At 63.4% G+C, this 17188-nt stretch carries 13 protein-coding genes; 12 read left to right on the top strand and 1 reads right to left on the bottom strand.

What is annotated here, in order from left to right:
* The first annotated feature begins 3 nt into the window (after positions 1–3).
* The 10 genes from nuoL to WJU21_RS02005 all read left to right on the top strand — a co-directional run bounded on the left by nuoL (position 4) and on the right by WJU21_RS02005 (position 11914).
* Positions 4–2109 carry an NADH-quinone oxidoreductase subunit L gene (gene nuoL / locus WJU21_RS02050; protein WP_346321714.1) on the top strand — a complete coding sequence of 702 codons (2106 nt, stop codon included), beginning with the start codon at positions 4–6 and terminating at the stop codon, positions 2107–2109.
* Positions 2109–3638 (top strand): NADH-quinone oxidoreductase subunit M, encoded by a 1530-nt coding sequence (locus WJU21_RS02045; RefSeq protein ID WP_346321713.1) that lies wholly within the window; start codon positions 2109–2111, stop codon positions 3636–3638. Before nuoL ends, WJU21_RS02045 begins: the two co-directional genes overlap by 1 nt.
* Positions 3635–5083, top strand: a complete 1449-nt coding sequence (gene nuoN / locus WJU21_RS02040; protein WP_346321712.1) for an NADH-quinone oxidoreductase subunit NuoN — start codon at positions 3635–3637, stop codon at positions 5081–5083. The genes WJU21_RS02045 and nuoN overlap by 4 nt, the downstream gene beginning before the upstream one ends.
* Before the next feature lie 10 nt (positions 5084–5093).
* Positions 5094–5837 (top strand): biotin--[acetyl-CoA-carboxylase] ligase, encoded by a 744-nt coding sequence (locus tag WJU21_RS02035; protein ID WP_346321711.1) that lies wholly within the window; start codon positions 5094–5096, stop codon positions 5835–5837.
* 7 nt (positions 5838–5844) lie between these two features.
* Positions 5845–7494: a ribonuclease J gene (locus WJU21_RS02030; protein WP_346321710.1), complete on the top strand. Its 1650-nt coding sequence runs from the start codon at positions 5845–5847 to the stop codon at positions 7492–7494.
* A 41-nt stretch (positions 7495–7535) separates the two neighbouring features.
* Positions 7536–7940 carry a methylmalonyl-CoA epimerase gene (mce, locus tag WJU21_RS02025; protein WP_346321709.1) on the top strand — a complete coding sequence of 135 codons (405 nt, stop codon included), beginning with the start codon at positions 7536–7538 and terminating at the stop codon, positions 7938–7940.
* Between the two features lie 13 nt (positions 7941–7953).
* Entirely contained in the window at positions 7954–8217 is a 264-nt protein-coding gene (locus WJU21_RS02020) for a DUF1467 family protein (RefSeq protein WP_346321708.1), read from the top strand.
* Between the two features lie 451 nt (positions 8218–8668).
* Positions 8669–9976, top strand: a complete 1308-nt coding sequence (gene proS / locus WJU21_RS02015; RefSeq protein WP_346321707.1) for a proline--tRNA ligase — start codon at positions 8669–8671, stop codon at positions 9974–9976.
* Positions 9976–11241 (top strand): lipoprotein-releasing ABC transporter permease subunit, encoded by a 1266-nt coding sequence (locus WJU21_RS02010; RefSeq protein WP_346321706.1) that lies wholly within the window; start codon positions 9976–9978, stop codon positions 11239–11241. Before proS ends, WJU21_RS02010 begins: the two co-directional genes overlap by 1 nt.
* The gene (locus tag WJU21_RS02005) at positions 11234–11914 is read left to right on the top strand and encodes an ABC transporter ATP-binding protein (protein WP_346321705.1); all 681 of its coding nucleotides are present in this window, start codon (positions 11234–11236) and stop codon (positions 11912–11914) included. The genes WJU21_RS02010 and WJU21_RS02005 overlap by 8 nt, the downstream gene beginning before the upstream one ends.
* A 108-nt stretch (positions 11915–12022) precedes the next feature.
* Here the strand turns inward: WJU21_RS02005 and WJU21_RS02000 are convergent, their stop codons facing one another.
* On the bottom strand, positions 12023–12757 hold the full coding sequence (locus tag WJU21_RS02000) for an energy transducer TonB (protein WP_346321704.1): 735 nt from the start codon (positions 12755–12757) through the stop codon (positions 12023–12025).
* Positions 12758–12943: 186 nt separating this feature from the next.
* Between WJU21_RS02000 and dnaE the strand changes: the two genes are divergently transcribed.
* Together dnaE and WJU21_RS01990 are read left to right on the top strand one after the other, a co-directional pair.
* The gene (gene dnaE / locus WJU21_RS01995; RefSeq protein ID WP_346321703.1) at positions 12944–16399 is read left to right on the top strand and encodes a DNA polymerase III subunit alpha; all 3456 of its coding nucleotides are present in this window, start codon (positions 12944–12946) and stop codon (positions 16397–16399) included.
* Positions 16399–17160 (top strand): NUDIX domain-containing protein, encoded by a 762-nt coding sequence (locus tag WJU21_RS01990; RefSeq protein WP_346321702.1) that lies wholly within the window; start codon positions 16399–16401, stop codon positions 17158–17160. The genes dnaE and WJU21_RS01990 overlap by 1 nt, the downstream gene beginning before the upstream one ends.
* Positions 17161–17188: the final 28 nt, after the last annotated feature.

Raw genomic sequence — 17188 nt, 5'->3', positions numbered from 1 at the left:
GGAATGTTTCCGTTTGCGTTTATCGTCTTCCTTCCCCTTGCCGCGGCGATCATCGCCGGCTTCGGCGGACGTGTTATCGGCGACCGCGGCGCGCAGATCGTTACCTGCGGCGCGGTAATCACCTCGGCCATCCTGTCGATCATCGCCTTCTTCACCGTGGCGCTGGGGCACCAGACCGAACACGTTGTGCTCGCCAACTGGATGCTGTCGGGTGACTTCACGGTCGACTGGGCGATCAAGGTCGACACGCTCACCGCGGTGATGCTGGTGGTGGTCAACGGGGTGTCGTCGCTGGTGCATGTGTACTCGGTCGGCTACATGAGCCACGATCCGCACAAGCCGCGCTTCATGGCCTATCTGTCGCTGTTCACCTTCGCCATGCTGATGCTGGTGACCGCGGACAACTTCGTGCAGATGTTCTTTGGCTGGGAAGGCGTGGGCGTCGCGTCCTACCTGCTGATCGGCTTCTGGTACAAGCGCCCCTCGGCCAATGCCGCCGCCATCAAGGCGTTCCTGGTCAACCGGGTCGGCGATTTCGGCTTCGCGCTCGGCATTTTCGGCATCTTCCTGGTATTCGGCGCCCTGGATTTCCAGACCGTGTTCGCTGCCGCGCCGTCGATGGCCGGCAAGAGCTTCACCTTCCTGAATTATCAGGTCGACGTGATGAACACGCTGACCTTCCTGCTGTTCATCGGCGCCATGGGCAAATCGGCCCAGCTCGGTCTGCACACCTGGCTGCCGGATGCCATGGAAGGCCCGACGCCGGTTTCCGCGCTGATCCACGCCGCCACCATGGTGACCGCCGGCGTGTTCATGGTCGCCCGCTGCTCGCCCATGTTCGAGCAGGCGCCAGAGACCATGCAGTTCGTGACAATCATCGGCGCCTCGACGGCGTTCTTCGCCGCCACCATTGGCCTGGTGCAGAACGACATCAAGCGCATCATTGCCTATTCGACCTGTTCGCAGCTCGGCTACATGTTCTTCGCGCTTGGCGTGGGCGCCTATGGCGCGGGCATCTTCCACCTGTTCACCCACGCCTTCTTCAAGGCGTTGCTGTTCCTGGGCGCCGGCTCGGTGATCCACGGCATGTCGGACGAACAGGACATCCGCAAGATGGGCGGCCTGTTCCCGTACATGAAGGTGACGGCCATCCTGATGTGGATCGGTTCGCTGGCGCTGGCGGGCATCGGCATTCCCGGTGTGTTCGGCTTTGCCGGCTTCTATTCGAAGGACATCATTCTCGAATCCGCCTTCGCGGCGCATTCCGGCGTCGGCCTGTACGCGTTCTGGCTGGGCATCGCAGCGGCGTTCATGACCGCGTTCTATTCGGGCCGCCTGCTGTTCATGACCTTCCATGGCCGCAGCCGCGCCGATCATGACGTGCTGCACCACGCCCACGAATCCCCGCAGGTGATGCTGGTTCCGCTGTACATCCTGGCGGCGGGCGCGGTGCTGGCGGGCTTCGTGTTCTACGAGTTCTTCGTCGGCCACCATTATGCCGAGTTCTGGAACGGAGCGCTGACCGTGGTCGGCGAGAACGTGCTTGAACACGCGCACCATGTGCCGTTCTGGGTCAAGCTCCTGCCGCTGGTCATGGCCGTCGGCGGCCTGGCCATCTCGTGGTCGTTCTATATCGACAACGTGCCGAAATGGGCTCGGGCCGTGTCGCTGCTCGCCAGTATCGGCATCATCGTCGCGGGTGTCGTGCCGGGCGTGGTCGAGCATCAGGGCGGCATGATTTTGACCGGCATCGCCGCGCTGGTCCTGTCGCTGGTGTTCTACTTTGGCCGCACCACCGCGCCCGGCGCGCTGGTCGAGACCAACCAGGCGCTCTACCAGTTCCTGCTCAACAAGTGGTACTTCGACGAACTCTACGACTTCCTGTTCGTGCGTCCCGCAAAATGGCTGGGAGTCCAGTTCTGGAAGAAGGGTGATGGCAAGATCATCGATGGCTATGGCCCGGATGGCGTCACTGCCGCGATCGGCTATGTCGCCCGGCGGGCACGGGTGCTGCAGACCGGATATGTCTACCATTATGCTTTCGCCATGCTGATCGGCGTCGCCGCCTTCGTCACCTGGTTCATGCTGCACTCGGGCGGGGGACACTGATGACCGGCTGGCCAATTCTCTCGCTGATCACCTTTCTGCCGCTGCTTGGCGCGGTGTTCGCGCTGTTGCCGCGCGGCGACGATGCCGTGGTGGCGCGCAATGTCCGCGCGGTCGCCCTGCTGACGACCGCCGCGACCTTCGTCGTATCGCTGCTGATCTGGATCAACTTCGACAGCGGCACGGCGGATTTCCAGTTCGTCGAAGACCACGCCTGGCTGGGCGGTGCGATCCGCTACCGCATGGGCGTCGACGGCATCTCCATGCTGTTCGTGATCCTGACCACGTTCCTCATGCCGTTCTGCATCCTGGCCAGCTGGGAATCGATCCAGACTCGCGTGCGCGAATACATGATCGCGTTCCTGCTGCTCGAGACGCTGATGATCGGCGTGTTCTGCTCGCTCGACCTGGTGCTGTTCTACCTGTTCTTCGAGGGCGGCCTGATCCCGATGTTCCTGATCATCGGCGTCTGGGGCGGCGCGCGGAAGATCTACGCGTCGTTCAAGTTCTTCCTCTACACCCTTGTCGGCTCGCTGCTGATGCTGCTGGCGATGATCGCCATCTACATCTATGCGGGTACCACCAGCATTCCCGAGCTGCTGACCGGCGACCATTTCGACGCCGGCGTGCAGAAGTGGCTGTGGCTGGCGTTCTTCGCGTCCTTCGCGGTGAAGATGCCCATGTGGCCGGTGCACACCTGGTTGCCCGACGCCCATGTCGAGGCGCCGACAGCCGGCTCGGTAATCCTGGCGGGTGTGCTGCTGAAGATGGGCGGCTATGGCTTCCTGCGATTCTCGCTGCCCATGTTCCCGGTCGCGAGCGACTATTTCGCGCCGCTGGTGTTCGCGCTGTCGGTGATCGCGGTGATCTACACCTCGCTGGTCGCCCTGATGCAGCAGGACATGAAGAAGCTGATTGCCTACTCGTCGGTTGCCCATATGGGCTTCGTCACCCTTGGCCTGTTCGTCATGAACACGCAGGGCGTCGAGGGCGGCATCTTCCAGATGCTCAGCCACGGCATTGTGTCGGGCGCGCTGTTCCTGTGCGTCGGTGTTGTCTACGACCGGCTGCATACCCGCGAAATCGACCGCTATGGCGGCCTGGTGAACAACATGCCGCGCTATGCGCTGGTGTTCATGGTGTTCACCATGGCGTCGGTCGGACTGCCGGGGACGAGCGGCTTCGTCGGCGAGTTCCTGGTGCTGGCTGGCGTGTTCAAGGTCGACACGGTCGTCTGTGCGCTCGCCGCCACCGGCCTGGTCCTCGGCGCGTCCTACATGCTGTGGCTCTACCGCAAGGTGATCTTCGGCGATCTGACCAAGGATGACCTGAAACACATGATCGACCTGTCGCCTCGCGAGAAGCTGATCTTTGCGCCGCTGGTCGCCGTGGTGTTCTGGATGGGCATATTCCCGGGGTCGTTCCTCGGCGTCATGCACGTCTCGGTCGATAACCTGCTGCACAATTACGATACGGCGATCGCCGCCCATGAGACGGGTGCGTCCGCGGTTGCCGAGGGAGCGCATCGATGATCGAAGTACCGGCCCTGCTTCCGGCGCTTCCGGAGATCATTCTCGCCATCGGCGCCCTGTTCCTGCTGATGCTGGGCGCGTTTTCGGGCGAGAAGTCGCTGCGGACTGTATCCCTGCTGGCGGTTTGCCTGCTGCTCGGCGCCGCCATCGCGGTGCTGCCCGGCTACTACGACAACGTCGTCACCTTCGGCGGCATGTTCGTGTCGGATTCATTCGGCGGCTTCTGCAAGATACTGATCCTGATCGGCTCGGCGGTTTCCATCATCATCTCGGTGGACTATCTCGAGCGCGAGAACCTGAAGCGGTTCGAATATCCGGTGCTGATCGTGCTCGCCACGCTCGGCATGCTCATGATGGTCTCGAGCAACGATCTGATCGCGCTCTATATCGGCCTCGAGACGCAGAGCCTGGCGCTTTACGTCCTGGCCGCGTTCAGCCGGGATTCGGTGCGCTCGACCGAGGCGGGACTGAAATACTTCGTCCTCGGCGCGCTGTCGTCCGGCATGCTGCTCTATGGCAGTTCGCTGGTCTATGGCTACACCGGCAGCACCAATTTCAACGAGATCGCCGCTGCCGTGACCGGCAGCGGTCCGGTGTCGATCGGCCTGCTGTTCGGCCTGGTATTCGTGCTGGCGGGCCTTGCCTTCAAGGTCTCGGCAGTGCCCTTCCACATGTGGACGCCGGATGTCTATGAAGGCGCACCTACGCCGGTGACCGCGTTCTTCGCCGTCGCGCCCAAGATCGCCGCCATGGCGCTGCTGGTGCGCACCTTGTACGGCGCGTTTCCGGAAATCGCCGACCAGTGGCAGCAGATCCTGGTCTTCCTGTCGATCGCCTCCATGGTGGTCGGCGCGGTCTTCGCGATCGTTCAGACCAACATCAAGCGGCTGATGGCCTACAGCTCGATCGGCCATGTCGGCTACGCGCTGATGGGGCTGGCGGCGGCGTCGCCGGATGGCGTCAAGGCGGTGCTGATCTATCTGGCGATCTATCTGGCGATGAATGTGGGGGCGTTCGCGCTCATCATCGCCATGCGGCGCAAGGAAGGCGCGACCGAGTCCATCGCCGACCTGGCGGGCCTGTCGCGGACCCGTCCGGCCATGGCGCTGGCCATCGCCATCTTCATGTTCTCGCTCGCCGGTATCCCGCCGCTCGCCGGATTCTTCGGCAAGTTCTACGTCTTCATCGCCGCCATCGACGCCAACCTGACTTTCCTGGCCGTGATCGGCGCGCTGGCCAGCGCGGTGAGCGCGTTCTATTACCTGCGCATCGTCAAGGTGATGTATTTCGACGAGCCGGCGGAAGCGTTCGACGTGTACACCGGTCGGGGTATCGCGGTCGTTGCCAGTGTCTCTGCGGTGATCACCGTAATCTTCGCCGTACCGTTGATTGCCGGCAGCCTCGACACCGCCGCCATGTTGGCCGCGCAATCGCTGTTCCGGTAGGGCGGGCGAGGTGGTCCATCTTCCCGATGGCTACAGCATCGCGATCTTCGACAGTATCGACAGCACCAACGAGGAGGCCCGGCGGCACGCCGCCACGGCCCGTGACCGCACGGTCTACTGGGCCAAGCGCCAGACGGCGGGCAGGGGACGCCGCGGCCGTTCCTGGATGTCCGAGCCGGGCAATCTCTTCGTATCGCTGCTGCTGAAACCCGATTGCCCGCTGGTGCAGGCTGCCCAGCTCTCGTTCGTTTCCGCGCTGGCGATCAGCGATGTGCTGATGAAGGCCGGCGCAGGTGACCGGGCGGCGCTCAAATGGCCTAACGATGTGCTGGTCGACGGCGCCAAGATTTGCGGCATCCTGCTGGAAGCCACATCGACGGGCGCCCAGGTCGAGGCCGTCATTGTCGGCATCGGCCTGAATCTGGTCAGCCATCCCGACGGCACGCCCTATCCGGCGACCGATTTTCATCACGCCGGGCTGGAAAATCTCAACGCCGACCTGGCGCTGACATGGTTGCTGGATGCTTTCGAGCTACGTTACGCAGCATGGCGCGACCAGGGGTTTCCGGCGGTCCGCGCTGACTGGCTGATCCGCGCCTGGCGGTTAGGGCAGGATATCCAGGTCCAACTTGACGGCGAAACCGTCACTGGACGCTTCGCCGAGTTGGACGAGTCCGGCGCACTGGTGGTCGAAACGCCTGCCGGAGCGCGCCACATCACGGCCGGAGATGTTTATTTCCCCGGCGCCGCTTGAGGAAACTATGACCAAGGAACTGCTGTTCGTGCCGCTCGGCGGCGCGGGCGAGATTGGAATGAACCTGAACGTGTTCGGGTATGACGACCAGTGGATCATTGTTGATCTGGGCGTCAGCTTCGGCACCCCGACGCTTCCGGGCATCGATCTGGTCATGCCGGACCCGTCCTTCATTGAGGCACGCCGTGACAAGCTGCTCGGGATCGTGCTGACCCACGCTCACGAGGATCACCTGGGCGCCGTACCGCATCTCTGGACCCGGTTGCGGTGTCCGGTCTACGCCACGCCCTTCACCGCCGGCATCCTGCGCAGCAAGCTGTCCGAGGTGGGCCTGCTCAAGGAGGTGCCGCTCATCGAGACCCCGCTCGGCGGCCGCGTCTCGCTCGGGCCGTTCGAAATCGATTTCCTGACGCTTACCCATTCCATCGCCGAGCCCAGTGCGCTCGTCATTCGCACGCCTGTGGGCACCGTCTTCCATACCGGTGACTGGAAGATCGACCCGGACCCGCTGATCGGGGAACCGTTCGACGAAGACGCGCTGGCCCGGCTGGGCGAGGAGGGCGTTCTCGCCATGATCTGCGACAGCACCAATGTCTTCAATCCCAGCGCCAGCGGCTCCGAGGCCGATGTGCGCCGGAATTTGCTGGAACTGGTGGGCAAGGAGACAGGCAGGGTGGCGATCACCTCCTTCGCCTCGAACATTGCCCGGCTGGAGACGCTGGCCGAGGTGGCGAAAGCCCATGACCGCCATGCCGTATTGGTCGGCCGGTCGCTGCGGCGAAATGTCCAGGTCGCCCAGGCGACCGGCTATCTGACGCATCTGCCGCCCTTCATCGACGAGGCGGACGCCGGCTTCCTGCCCCGCGACAAGGTGCTTTATATCTGCACCGGCAGCCAGGGCGAGCCGCGCGGCGCCATGATGCGCATCGCGTCGGGCGACCATCCCCACGTGAATCTGGCGGATGGCGACACCGTGATCTTCTCCTCCAAGATCATTCCCGGCAATGAGCTGGCGCTCAGCGGGCTTTACAATTCACTGGCCAAGCGAGGCGTCAGGATCATCACCGAGAAGGATGAGTTCGTGCATGTCTCCGGCCATCCGGGCCGCGAGGAGCTGTCGCGCATGTATCAGTGGATCCGGCCCGAGATCGCCGTGCCCGTTCACGGTGAGGCGCGTCATCTGTTCGAGCACGCCGACCTGGCCCACGAGTTGCAGGTGCCGCGCTGCGTCGTGCCGGCGAATGGCACCGTGATACGGCTGGCGCCTGGCACCGCCGAGATCGTCGACCGGGTAAAGGCGGGACGGCTCGTGCTTGATGGCAATCAGCTCGTCGCCGAGGACAGCACGTCCATCGTCGAGCGTCGCCGCAGCCTCCACAATGGCCATCTTGTCATCAGCATTGCCGCCGACGACGAGGGCCGGCTGCTGACGGATCCAGGCGTGACCCTGTTCGGCGTGCCGGATCCGGGCGATCTCGCGGAAGACATCGCCGATGCAATCGAGGCGACGGTGAAGGGCATGCCGCGCGGTCAGCGCCGCGACGATGAAACCCTGCGCGAAGCCGTCCGGATCGCCGCCCGGCGGGTCGTCCGCCAGATGACCGACAAGAAGCCGGTCACCGATGTGCAGATTCTGCGATTGCCGTCACAATCCTAAGTCCCTAAACAGAACCCATCCGAATTCACGAGGAGCACGTCATGATCGGTCGTCTCAACCATGTTGCCATCGCCGTCCCGGATCTGGCCGCCGCGTCCGCAGTCTACCGTGACACGCTCGGCGCCAAGGTTACCGACGCCGTGGACATGCCCGAGCACGGCGTGACCACCGTCTTCGTCGAACTGCCGAACACCAAGATCGAGCTGCTGCATCCGCTGGGCGACAAGTCGCCCATCGCCAAGTTCCTCGAAAAGAACAAGTCCGGCGGCATCCACCACGTGTGCTACGAGGTCGAGGATATCCTGTCGGCCCGCGACAAGCTGAAGGGCGAGGGCGCCACCATCCTGGGTGATGGCGAGCCGCGCATCGGCGCCCACGGCAAGCCGGTGCTGTTCCTGTCGCCCAAGGATTTCTGCGGCACGCTGGTCGAAATCGAGCAAATCTGAGCGGGGCCCGCCGATGGGACTTGTCAGCGGCATCGTCGTCTATGTCGTGATGTGGTGGGTGGTGTTCTTCACCATGCTGCCCATAGGCGTGAAGACCCATGCCGACGAGGGCACCGAAAGCGAGGCGGGACATGCCGATAGCGCGCCCATCAGACCCTATATGTGGCGCAAGGTGCTGGCCGCGAGCGTGATCGCGGCTGTCCTGTGGGGCGGCTACTACTGGCTGCAGGGTTCCGGGCTGATCACGCTGCGGCCGGATTTCAATCGCCCGGATTGACCGCGCCGCTTGGCTGCGTAACGCACAAGAAAAAAGCAAGGCTCGTTGGAGCCTTGCTTCTCGAGATCGTCGATAATTCTTAGTAGTCGGCTATTTCGCCGTTCTATGTTAGTTAAGTCCCCTCCCAAGGAACTTTAACTCCCCAAACTTGGACCACTCCGCAGTTGCTCGGTGCCTGTTTGCCTTGCGCGGCTATTGTTTGATTTCTGCTGCGCTTCGTTGTTGATGGAAATGTAGGTGATTCCACTGGGCATGTCATCGGCCGTTGGCGGTTTCCACGGGGTTGCAGGTAACTTTTCCAGGCCGTGTTGCAAAAACACCACAACGCGGACTTGTGCGCGCCGTCGCCCCACCGCCAATTGCTTTAGGCCATCACCAGCCCTAAAGTCCGCCGCAAGAAAGCCGCGATCACCGCAGATCGCGGCGCCAGCCGGGAGCAAGTCAGTCCATCATGCGCCGTTCCGCCCTATTCCTGCCGACCATGAAGGAAACTCCCACCGAGGCGCAGATCGCCTCGCATCGCCTGATGCTGCGCGCCGGCATGGTCCGCCAGTCAGCGGCGGGCATCTATTCCTGGCTGCCGCTGGGATTGCGCGTGCTGCGCAACATCGAGCAGATCGTGCGCGAGGAGCAGGACCGGGCAGGCGCCCAGGAAATGCTGATGCCGACCATCCAGTCGGCCGAGCTGTGGCGCAAGAGCGGCCGCTATGACGATTACGGCAAGGAAATGCTGCGGATCGTCGACCGTGGCGAGCGCGAGCTGCTCTATGGACCGACCAATGAGGAACTGATCACGGACATCTTCGCCAGCTCGGTCCGGTCGTACCGGGATCTGCCGAAGAACCTCTATCATATCCAGTGGAAGTTCCGGGACGAGATCCGCCCGCGCTTCGGCGTGATGCGCGGCCGCGAGTTCCTGATGAAGGACGCCTATTCGTTCGACCTGGACAAGGAGGGCGCGCGCCGGTCGTACCTGACCATGTTCGTCGCCTATCTTCGCACCTTCGCGCGCATGGGCCTGCGGGCCGTGCCGGTTCATGCCGATCCGGGCGCCATTGGTGGCAACATGAGCCACGAGTTCCATATCCTGGCGGACACGGGCGAGAGCGACGTCTATTTCGACGCGGCGTTCGAGGACTACACGGTCGGGCAGATGCTGAACGCGGACCTGGACATGGTCGCCCGGATGGAAGGCCTCTATGCCGCCGCCGACGAAAAGCATGACGCTGCGGCATGTCCGATTCCGGCCGACCGGCTGCGCCAGCGCAAGGGTATCGAAGTGGGGCACATCTTCTATTTCGGCACCAAATATTCCGAGCCCATGGGCGCGAGCGTGACGTCATCGACCGGCGAGAGCGTCGCTGTCGAAATGGGCTCCTACGGCGTCGGCGTCTCGCGCCTCGTCGGTGCGATCATCGAGGCAAGCCACGACGAGAAGGGCATTGTCTGGCCGGAAAGCGTGGCGCCCTACAAGGTTGTGCTGATCAACCTGCGTCACGGCGATGCCGACTGCACCGCGGCGGCGGACGGCCTCTACGAGAGGCTCCAGAACGCCGGAATTGACACGCTTTACGACGACCGCGACGAGCGCCCGGGCGTAAAATTCGCCGATGCCGATCTGATCGGCGTGCCGTGGCAGGTGGTGATCGGCCCGCGCGGCGTGAAAGCGGGTGTGGTCGAGTTCAAGAACCGGGCGACAGGCGAGACCCTGGAGATCACTCCCGAGGCTGCCCTCGACCGCCTGTCCGCGAAAGCCTGATGATCGCCGCCTTTGAATGGATGATGGCCGCGCGCTATTTGCGTGCCCGGCGCAAGGACGGTTTCATCTCGCTGACGGCTGTGCTCTCGGTGGTCGGCATCGTGCTCGGCGTCGCCACGCTGATCATCGTCATGTCGGTGATGAACGGTTTCCAGAACACGCTGATCAACCAGCTTCTGGGCCTGCGCGGCCATGTGCTGGTACAGACGGCGTTCACCGAACCCATGCGCGATTACGAGCCGCTGGTCGAGCGGCTGCGCAAGGTCGAGGGCGTCAGGGAAGCACGGCCCATCGTCGAGGGCCAGGCCATGGCGGTGGGGCCGCGCCAGTCGGCGGGCGTCATGGTGCATGGCATCCGGCCCCAGGACATCGCCCGGCACGACATCGCCAAGGCCGACGCCAAGGGCCGCACCAAGGTCATCGCCGGAAGCCTGGCGGATTTCACGCCCGGCGATTCCATCGTGCTCGGCACGCGGCTGGCGGATACGCTGGGCGTGCGGCCCGGCGACGTGATCACGCTGGTCTCGCCGCAGACCACGGCCACGCCGTTCGGATCGGCGCCGCGCATGCGCGATTATACCATCGTGGCCGTCTTCAGCGTCGGCAACGTGCTGTTCGACAGCACCTACATCTTCATGCCGTTCGAGGACGCGCAGACCTATTTCCGCCAGAAGGACCAGGCCAGCGAGATCGAGGTGGTGCTGAACGATCCGCGCAAGATCAATCAGGCCATGCCGCTGATTCAGGATGCGGCGGGCGAGGGCTTCCGGCTGATCAGCTGGGAAAGCCTTAACGCCGGGCTGGTCAGTGCGCTCAAGGTCGAGCGCAACGTGATGTTCGTCATTCTTGTGCTGATCATCCTCGTGGCCGCCTTCAACATCATGTCGAGCCTGATCATGCTGGTGAAGGACAAGGGCAGGGATATTGCCGTGCTGCGCACCATCGGCGCCTCGCGCCAGTCGGTGATGAAGATCTTCATTCTGTGCGGCGGCATGCTGGGCGTGAGCGGCACCATCATCGGCTTCCTGCTTGGCGTTGTGCTGCTGAATTTCCGCAACGAGATCCTCGGTGGTCTGGGGCGGCTGCTCAACACCACCTTTTTCCCGCCCGAGGTCTATGGCATTGACGGCCTTCCGGCGCTGGTCGATCCGCTGGAAGTGGGGCTTGTCACCGGCATCGCCATGATTCTCAGCCTGCTGATGACCGTGTATCCGGCCTGGCGCGCGGCCAGTCTCGATCCGGTGGAAGCGCTGCGCTATGAGTGACACGGCGCTGAAGCTGGTCGATCTGCGCAAGGGCTTCGACGCGGGGCAGGGACGCCTCGAAGTGCTGCGCGGCGCCACGATCGAAGTGGCCCGCGGCGAGGTGATCGCCCTGCTCGGCCCGTCGGGCGCGGGCAAGTCGACGCTGCTGCATATCGCCGGTCTGCTGGAGGCCGCCGACAGCGGCGAAATCATCCTGGCGGGCAAATCCTGCGCCAGACTGTCCGATTTCGAGCGCACCGCGATCCGCCGCGAGACCGTGGGCTTCGTCTACCAGTTCCACAATCTGCTGCCCGAGTTCAGCGCCGCCGACAACGTGGCGCTGCCTCAGATGGTGGCGGGCAAGTCCCAATCCGCCGCCCGCGCCCGGGCCAAGGAATTGCTGTCGCGGCTCGGCCTCGGCCAGCGGCTGGAGCATTATCCGTCGCAATTGTCCGGCGGCGAGCAGCAGCGCGTCGCCATCTGCCGCGCCCTGGCCAACAAGCCGAAAATCCTGTTCGCCGACGAGCCCACGGGCAACCTGGACGAGGCGACCGCCGACGCGGTGTTCGCCGAATTGCTCCGCGTGGCCCGCGAGGACGGCGTCGGCGCGCTGATCGCCACCCACAACGGCGCGCTCGCCGACCGCATGGACCGGCGGATATTGCTGCACAACGGGATGATTGAGGCGGGTTAGCGCGGCGGCGCTGGCCTGGCTGATTTTCTCCGACTCCGCGCCCCTGCACCTTGTTCGCTGTTCGAGACGGCGATCAAATCTGATCTCTCATTGTTCCACCGAGAGGTATCAGAAGCCATTCAGAGGAATGGAGGCGGAGGGCGCTGGCAATGGTTGAACGCCAATCAACTCGCCGACACATCCTGCCTCGATCAGAATATCAATTGGCAGGAGTCGTGGAGTGATAGTGACGTCGGTGTAGCCGGCATTGTCCTCGATCTGGTGATAAGCGGCTATCACCCTGGAAGGCTTGTGGCTCGCATCAAGTTCGACTGTTAGCCGGTCGTCATTCGACGAAGCCTCGATCGCGCTTTCCAGGACACCTGCATCGAAAAGGACGCCCTTGGCCCGTCGGATCAGCTCCGGCATTCCTGTAACGGTGAAGCCACCGAGTGTTCGCGGTCCCGCTTGGGTCAATACCGGCATACCTGCACACGGACGGTCAGTTGTCAGAACTAGCTTATCCGGCGGCGCGGCTATGACGGCCGTTTCCATTGTCATACCGTTCGACGGCGCCGGATCAGCGAAGACAATCCGCAGTTTGTGGGCGTACTCAACGGGCTCGCCATCTTCAGTTGAAGGTGTGAAGCGGTATCCGTTGACTTCATCCCAGGCCTTGTCATCCAAGGCCGGATCGCCACTGCTTTCGATAATTCTCAGGGTGCTCAGGTCTGGAGTGCCGTCTATGCGGACGACGAAACCCACAATAACTGCGGGAGATCTACCGGTTCGATGCGGTTCTGCCGCCTTGGCCGATGCAGACGCAGATACGATTGCAATCAATATCAAAACGAGAACACGCACCTCATACTCCAGTCGACTCCAATCCAGCGATGACAGGGCAACAGACTGCATAAATCAAGTGTTCTGGTTTGGCTCTGCGCTTTCCACACAATCTGAGCCGCAACCCACTTGCAGGGTTTGGCTTGAAGCGGCTGACGCATTACCTTGTGACCCCGTAACGCTCCACCCCTGATTCTGGACAGCGCCTTGGCCGATTTCATCCATCTCCGCGTCCATTCGTCCTATTCGCTGTCCGAGGGTGCGATCCATCTGAAGGCGCTTACCAAGCTGTGCGCGGCGCACAGGATGCCGGCCATGGCGGTGACCGACACGGGCAATCTGTTCGGCGCGCTGGAGCAGTCGGTGCTGATGGCCGAGGCCGGCGTCCAGCCGATCATCGGCTGTATCGTGCGGGTGTCCTATGCACAGGCGGTGCTGGGCCAGCAGCCGCCCGAACCGGCGCAGGTGGTGTTGCTGGTGCAGAGCGAAACCGGCTACCGCAACCTGATCAAGCTGGTCAGCCGTTCGTTCATGGAGACCGACGCCACCAGCGAACCACGGGTGTCGCTCGAGGACCTGCTCGCTGCGAATGAGGGCTTGCTGCTGCTGACCGGCGGGCCGGATGGACCCATCGGCCGCCTGGTCCAGCAGAACCAGCCTGCGGCTGCCGAAGCGTTGGCGCAGCGCATCGCCGGTGTGTTCGCGGGCCGCACCTATGTGGAGATCCAGCGCCACATGCAGGACGACGAGCAGCGCACCGAGGCCGCGTTTCTCGATATCGCCTACAAGCTCGACCTGCCGCTGGTCGCCACCAACGATGTGTTCTTCGCCAGGCGCGAAATGTACGAGGCGCACGATGCCCTGCTGTGCATCGCCACCGGCGCCTATGTGGGCCAGACCGACCGGCGGCGCGTGACGCCCGAGCATTATTTCAAGTCGGCAGAAGAGATGAAGGTGCTGTTCGCCGACCTGCCCGAGGCCATCGACAACACGGTGACCATCGCCCGGCGCTGCGCCTTCATGGTCAGCACCCACAAGCCCATCCTGCCGAAATTCTCCCGTGACGGGGACGAGGTCGAGGAATTGCGGGCACAGGCGCGGCAAGGGCTCGAATTGCGGCTCGAACAGGCTGTCTATGGCGACGGCCTTGACGAGGCGGCGAAGAGCGAAGTCGCCAGGCCCTATCGCGAACGCCTCGAGTTCGAGCTCGACGTCATTGTCAATATGGGGTTTCCCGGCTACTTCCTGATCGTGTCCGACTTCATCAAGTGGGCCAAGGAGCATGATGTGCCGGTGGGGCCGGGCCGTGGCTCGGGCGCCGGTTCGGTAGCGGCCTGGTCGCTGCAGATCACCGATCTGGATCCGCTGCGCTTCGGCCTGCTGTTCGAGCGCTTCCTCAATCCCGAGCGCGTGTCGATGCCTGATTTCGACATCGATTTCTGCCAGGAGAAGCGCGGCCAGGTGATCTCCTATGTGCAGGAGAAGTACGGCTTCGATCAGGTTGCCCAGATCATCACCTTCGGCAAGCTGCAGGCCCGCGCGGCGCTGCGCGATGTCGGGCGCGTGCTGGAGATGCCCTACGGCCAGGTCGACCGGCTGTGCCGCATGGTCCCCAACAATCCGGCCAAGCCGGTGACGCTGGCCGAGGCCATCGAGGGCGAGCCCCGGCTGCAGGCCGAGCGTGACGGCGACGAGTCCGTGGCGCACCTGCTGGAGACCGCGCTGAAGCTCGAGGGCCTTTACCGCAACGCCTCGACTCACGCAGCCGGCGTGGTGATCGGCGACCGGCCGCTCGACGAACTGGTGCCGCTCTACCGCGATCCGCGATCGCCCATGCCTGTCACCCAGTTCAACATGAAGTGGGTCGAGCCGGCGGGGCTGGTGAAGTTCGACTTTCTCGGCCTGAAGACCCTGACCGTGATCGAACGCTCGGTACGGCTGATCCGGCGGCGCGGCATCGATATCGACATTGCCCGGCTGCCGCTCGATGACGAGAAGACCTTCAGGATGCTGTCGAAAGGCGATGCGGCCGGCATCTTCCAGCTTGAAAGTTCGGGCATGCGCGACGTGCTCAAGAACATGCGGCCTGACAGTTTCGAGGACATCATCGCGCTGGTGGCGCTCTACCGTCCCGGTCCCATGGACAACATCCCCACCTATATCAAGCGCAAGCATGGCGAGGAGACGCCCACCTACATGCACGACTGGCTGAAGCCGGTGCTGGAGGAAACCTACGGCGTCATCATTTACCAGGAACAGGTGATGCAGATCGCCCAGATCCTGGCCGGTTACAGCCTGGGCCAGGCCGATTTGCTGCGCCGCGCCATGGGCAAGAAGAAGCAGGAGGAGATGGACGCCCAGCGCGCCAGCTTCGTGCAGGGCGCCACGGCAAAGGGTGTCGATCCCGAGCAGGCATCGTTCATCTTCAACCTGGTGGACAAGTTCGCCGGCTATGGCTTCAACAAGTCCCACGCGGCGGCCTATGCGCTGGTCGCCTATCAGACGGCGTGGCTTAAGGCCAATTATCCGGTCGAGTTCCTGGCCGCGTCCATGACCCTGGACGCCGGCAACACCGACAAGCTGAACATGTTCCGCCGCGAACTGGAACGCCTGTCGATTCCGCTATTGCCGCCCGACATCAACCGCTCGGGCGTGGAGTTCGAGGTCGAAGCCGTCGAGGGCGAGCAGTTTGGCGTTCGCTATGCGCTCGCAGCGATACGGAATGTGGGCGCGCAGGCCATGCATACCGTGGTGGATGAGCGTGACAAGGCGGGGCCATTCGCGGACCTGGGCGACCTGTCGCGCCGGATCGACCCAAGGCAGGTCAACAAGCGGCAACTGGAGAATTTGGTCAGGGCAGGGGCGTTCGATTCCCTCAATACCAACCGTGCCCAATCGTACGAGGCCGCGGAGACCATTCTGCGCCATGCGGCGGCGGCGGCGAACGACCGCACGTCCAACCAGGCGGCGCTGTTCGGCGGCACGGGCGGCGGCGAGACAGTGGCGCTGAAGCTGCCTGTGGTGCGCGACTGGAGCACCATGGAAAAGCTGTCCAACGAATTCGACGCGGTCGGCTTCTTCCTGACCGCCCATCCGCTCGATGCCTACAAGCGCGCCCTGAAGCAGCAGAACGTCATGACCTGGCTTGAGGCCTTTGCCCAGATGCAGCGCGGCATGACCGGATTCCGCCTCGCGGGTGTGATCGCGCGCGTACAGGAACGCAAGTCGCAGAAGGGGAAGCCCTACGCGTTTGTCGAATTGTCCGATTCCAGCGGTGCGTTCGAGGTGATGTTCTTTTCCCAGCAATTGCTGTCCCACCGCGAATTGCTGGTGGTCAACAAGTCGGTCGTCCTTACCGTCGAGGCGCGCATGGAGAACGATGCGCCCAAGCTGGTCGCCAACGGTGTCCAGACCATCGACGAGGTTGCCGCCGCCGCCGGCATGGGGCTGCGCATCGTCATCGACAGCGACAAGCCGTTCGATGTGGTCAGGGACATCCTGGAGCAGGGCGGACGCGGCAAGGGACTGGTGCATGTCACGCTGAAGCTGCCGGAGATGAGCAGGCAGGTTGAGTTGACGTTGCCGGACCGATACAAGATATCGCCCAGGCTGCGGGACAGTCTCGAAACCGTCCCCGGCATCCTTGAAGTCCAGGAAATCTGATGACCGAAGCCATTCCGTTTGCCGCCACCGTCCTGCTGTTGCGTGACCGTCCCGATGAGATGGAAGTGCTGATGGTGCAGCGTCACCGCGACATGAAGTTCATGGGCGGAGCGCTGGTATTTCCGGGCGGCAAGCACGACGCCGCCGATGTCGGCGCCGCCAAATACGCGACCTGCGCGTCAGACGACGTGGCGCTGCGCATCACCGCCATCCGCGAGGTGTTCGAGGAATGCGGCATTCTGCTGGCGCGCGAGAAGGACGGTAGCGGCTTCGTCGGCGATGCACACCGGGAGCAGATCGCCGAGCGGCATCGCAAGAGGCTGGATAAGGGCGAGATGAACATGGTCCAGCTTGCCGAGGCCGAGAACATCGAGTTCATGACCGATCTGCTGGTGCCGTTCGCCCACTGGGTCACGCCGACCGGTGCCCCGCGGCGCTATGACACCTGGTTCTACATGGTGCGCGTGCCCGAAGATCACATTCATGCCCATGACGGCGGCGAGTCCATCGACTCGGTCTGGATCAGTGCGTCGCAGGCGCTTGCCGACGAGGCCGCCAAGCTGCGCGAGATCACGTTCCCCACGCGCATGCAGCTCGCCAAGCTGGGCCGCAACAAGACCGTGGACGCCGCCCTCGATGCGGCGCGCCGCGCGACCATCGTCACGGTGCTGCCGGAGATTCGCGATGGCAAGCTGCAAATCCCGCTGGAAGCCGATTACGATATCACCGAAGAAGAGCTGAGCCGCGCCCTTCACAAATAGGGGGGGAAATCTTCCGGCCGTCCAGACG

Source organism: Emcibacter sp. SYSU 3D8, assembly GCF_039655875.1.
Taxonomy (GTDB): domain Bacteria; phylum Pseudomonadota; class Alphaproteobacteria; order SMXS01; family SMXS01; genus RI-34.
Note: the sequence above shows the minus strand (reverse complement) of the source record. Positions and strands in the feature narration are given on the sequence as shown.

Coding starts and splice junctions, on each gene's coding strand:
- WJU21_RS02045 (WP_346321713.1), top strand. CDS start 2,109: ATGACCGGCTGGCCAATTCTCTCGCTGATCACCTTTCTGCCGCTGCTT.
- WJU21_RS02005 (WP_346321705.1), top strand. CDS start 11,234: ATGAGTGACACGGCGCTGAAGCTGGTCGATCTGCGCAAGGGCTTCGAC.
- mce (WP_346321709.1), top strand. CDS start 7,536: ATGATCGGTCGTCTCAACCATGTTGCCATCGCCGTCCCGGATCTGGCC.
- WJU21_RS02020 (WP_346321708.1), top strand. CDS start 7,954: ATGGGACTTGTCAGCGGCATCGTCGTCTATGTCGTGATGTGGTGGGTG.
- WJU21_RS02030 (WP_346321710.1), top strand. CDS start 5,845: ATGACCAAGGAACTGCTGTTCGTGCCGCTCGGCGGCGCGGGCGAGATT.
- nuoL (WP_346321714.1), top strand. CDS start 4: ATGTTTCCGTTTGCGTTTATCGTCTTCCTTCCCCTTGCCGCGGCGATC.
- nuoN (WP_346321712.1), top strand. CDS start 3,635: ATGATCGAAGTACCGGCCCTGCTTCCGGCGCTTCCGGAGATCATTCTC.
- WJU21_RS01990 (WP_346321702.1), top strand. CDS start 16,399: ATGACCGAAGCCATTCCGTTTGCCGCCACCGTCCTGCTGTTGCGTGAC.
- proS (WP_346321707.1), top strand. CDS start 8,669: ATGCGCCGTTCCGCCCTATTCCTGCCGACCATGAAGGAAACTCCCACC.
- WJU21_RS02010 (WP_346321706.1), top strand. CDS start 9,976: ATGATCGCCGCCTTTGAATGGATGATGGCCGCGCGCTATTTGCGTGCC.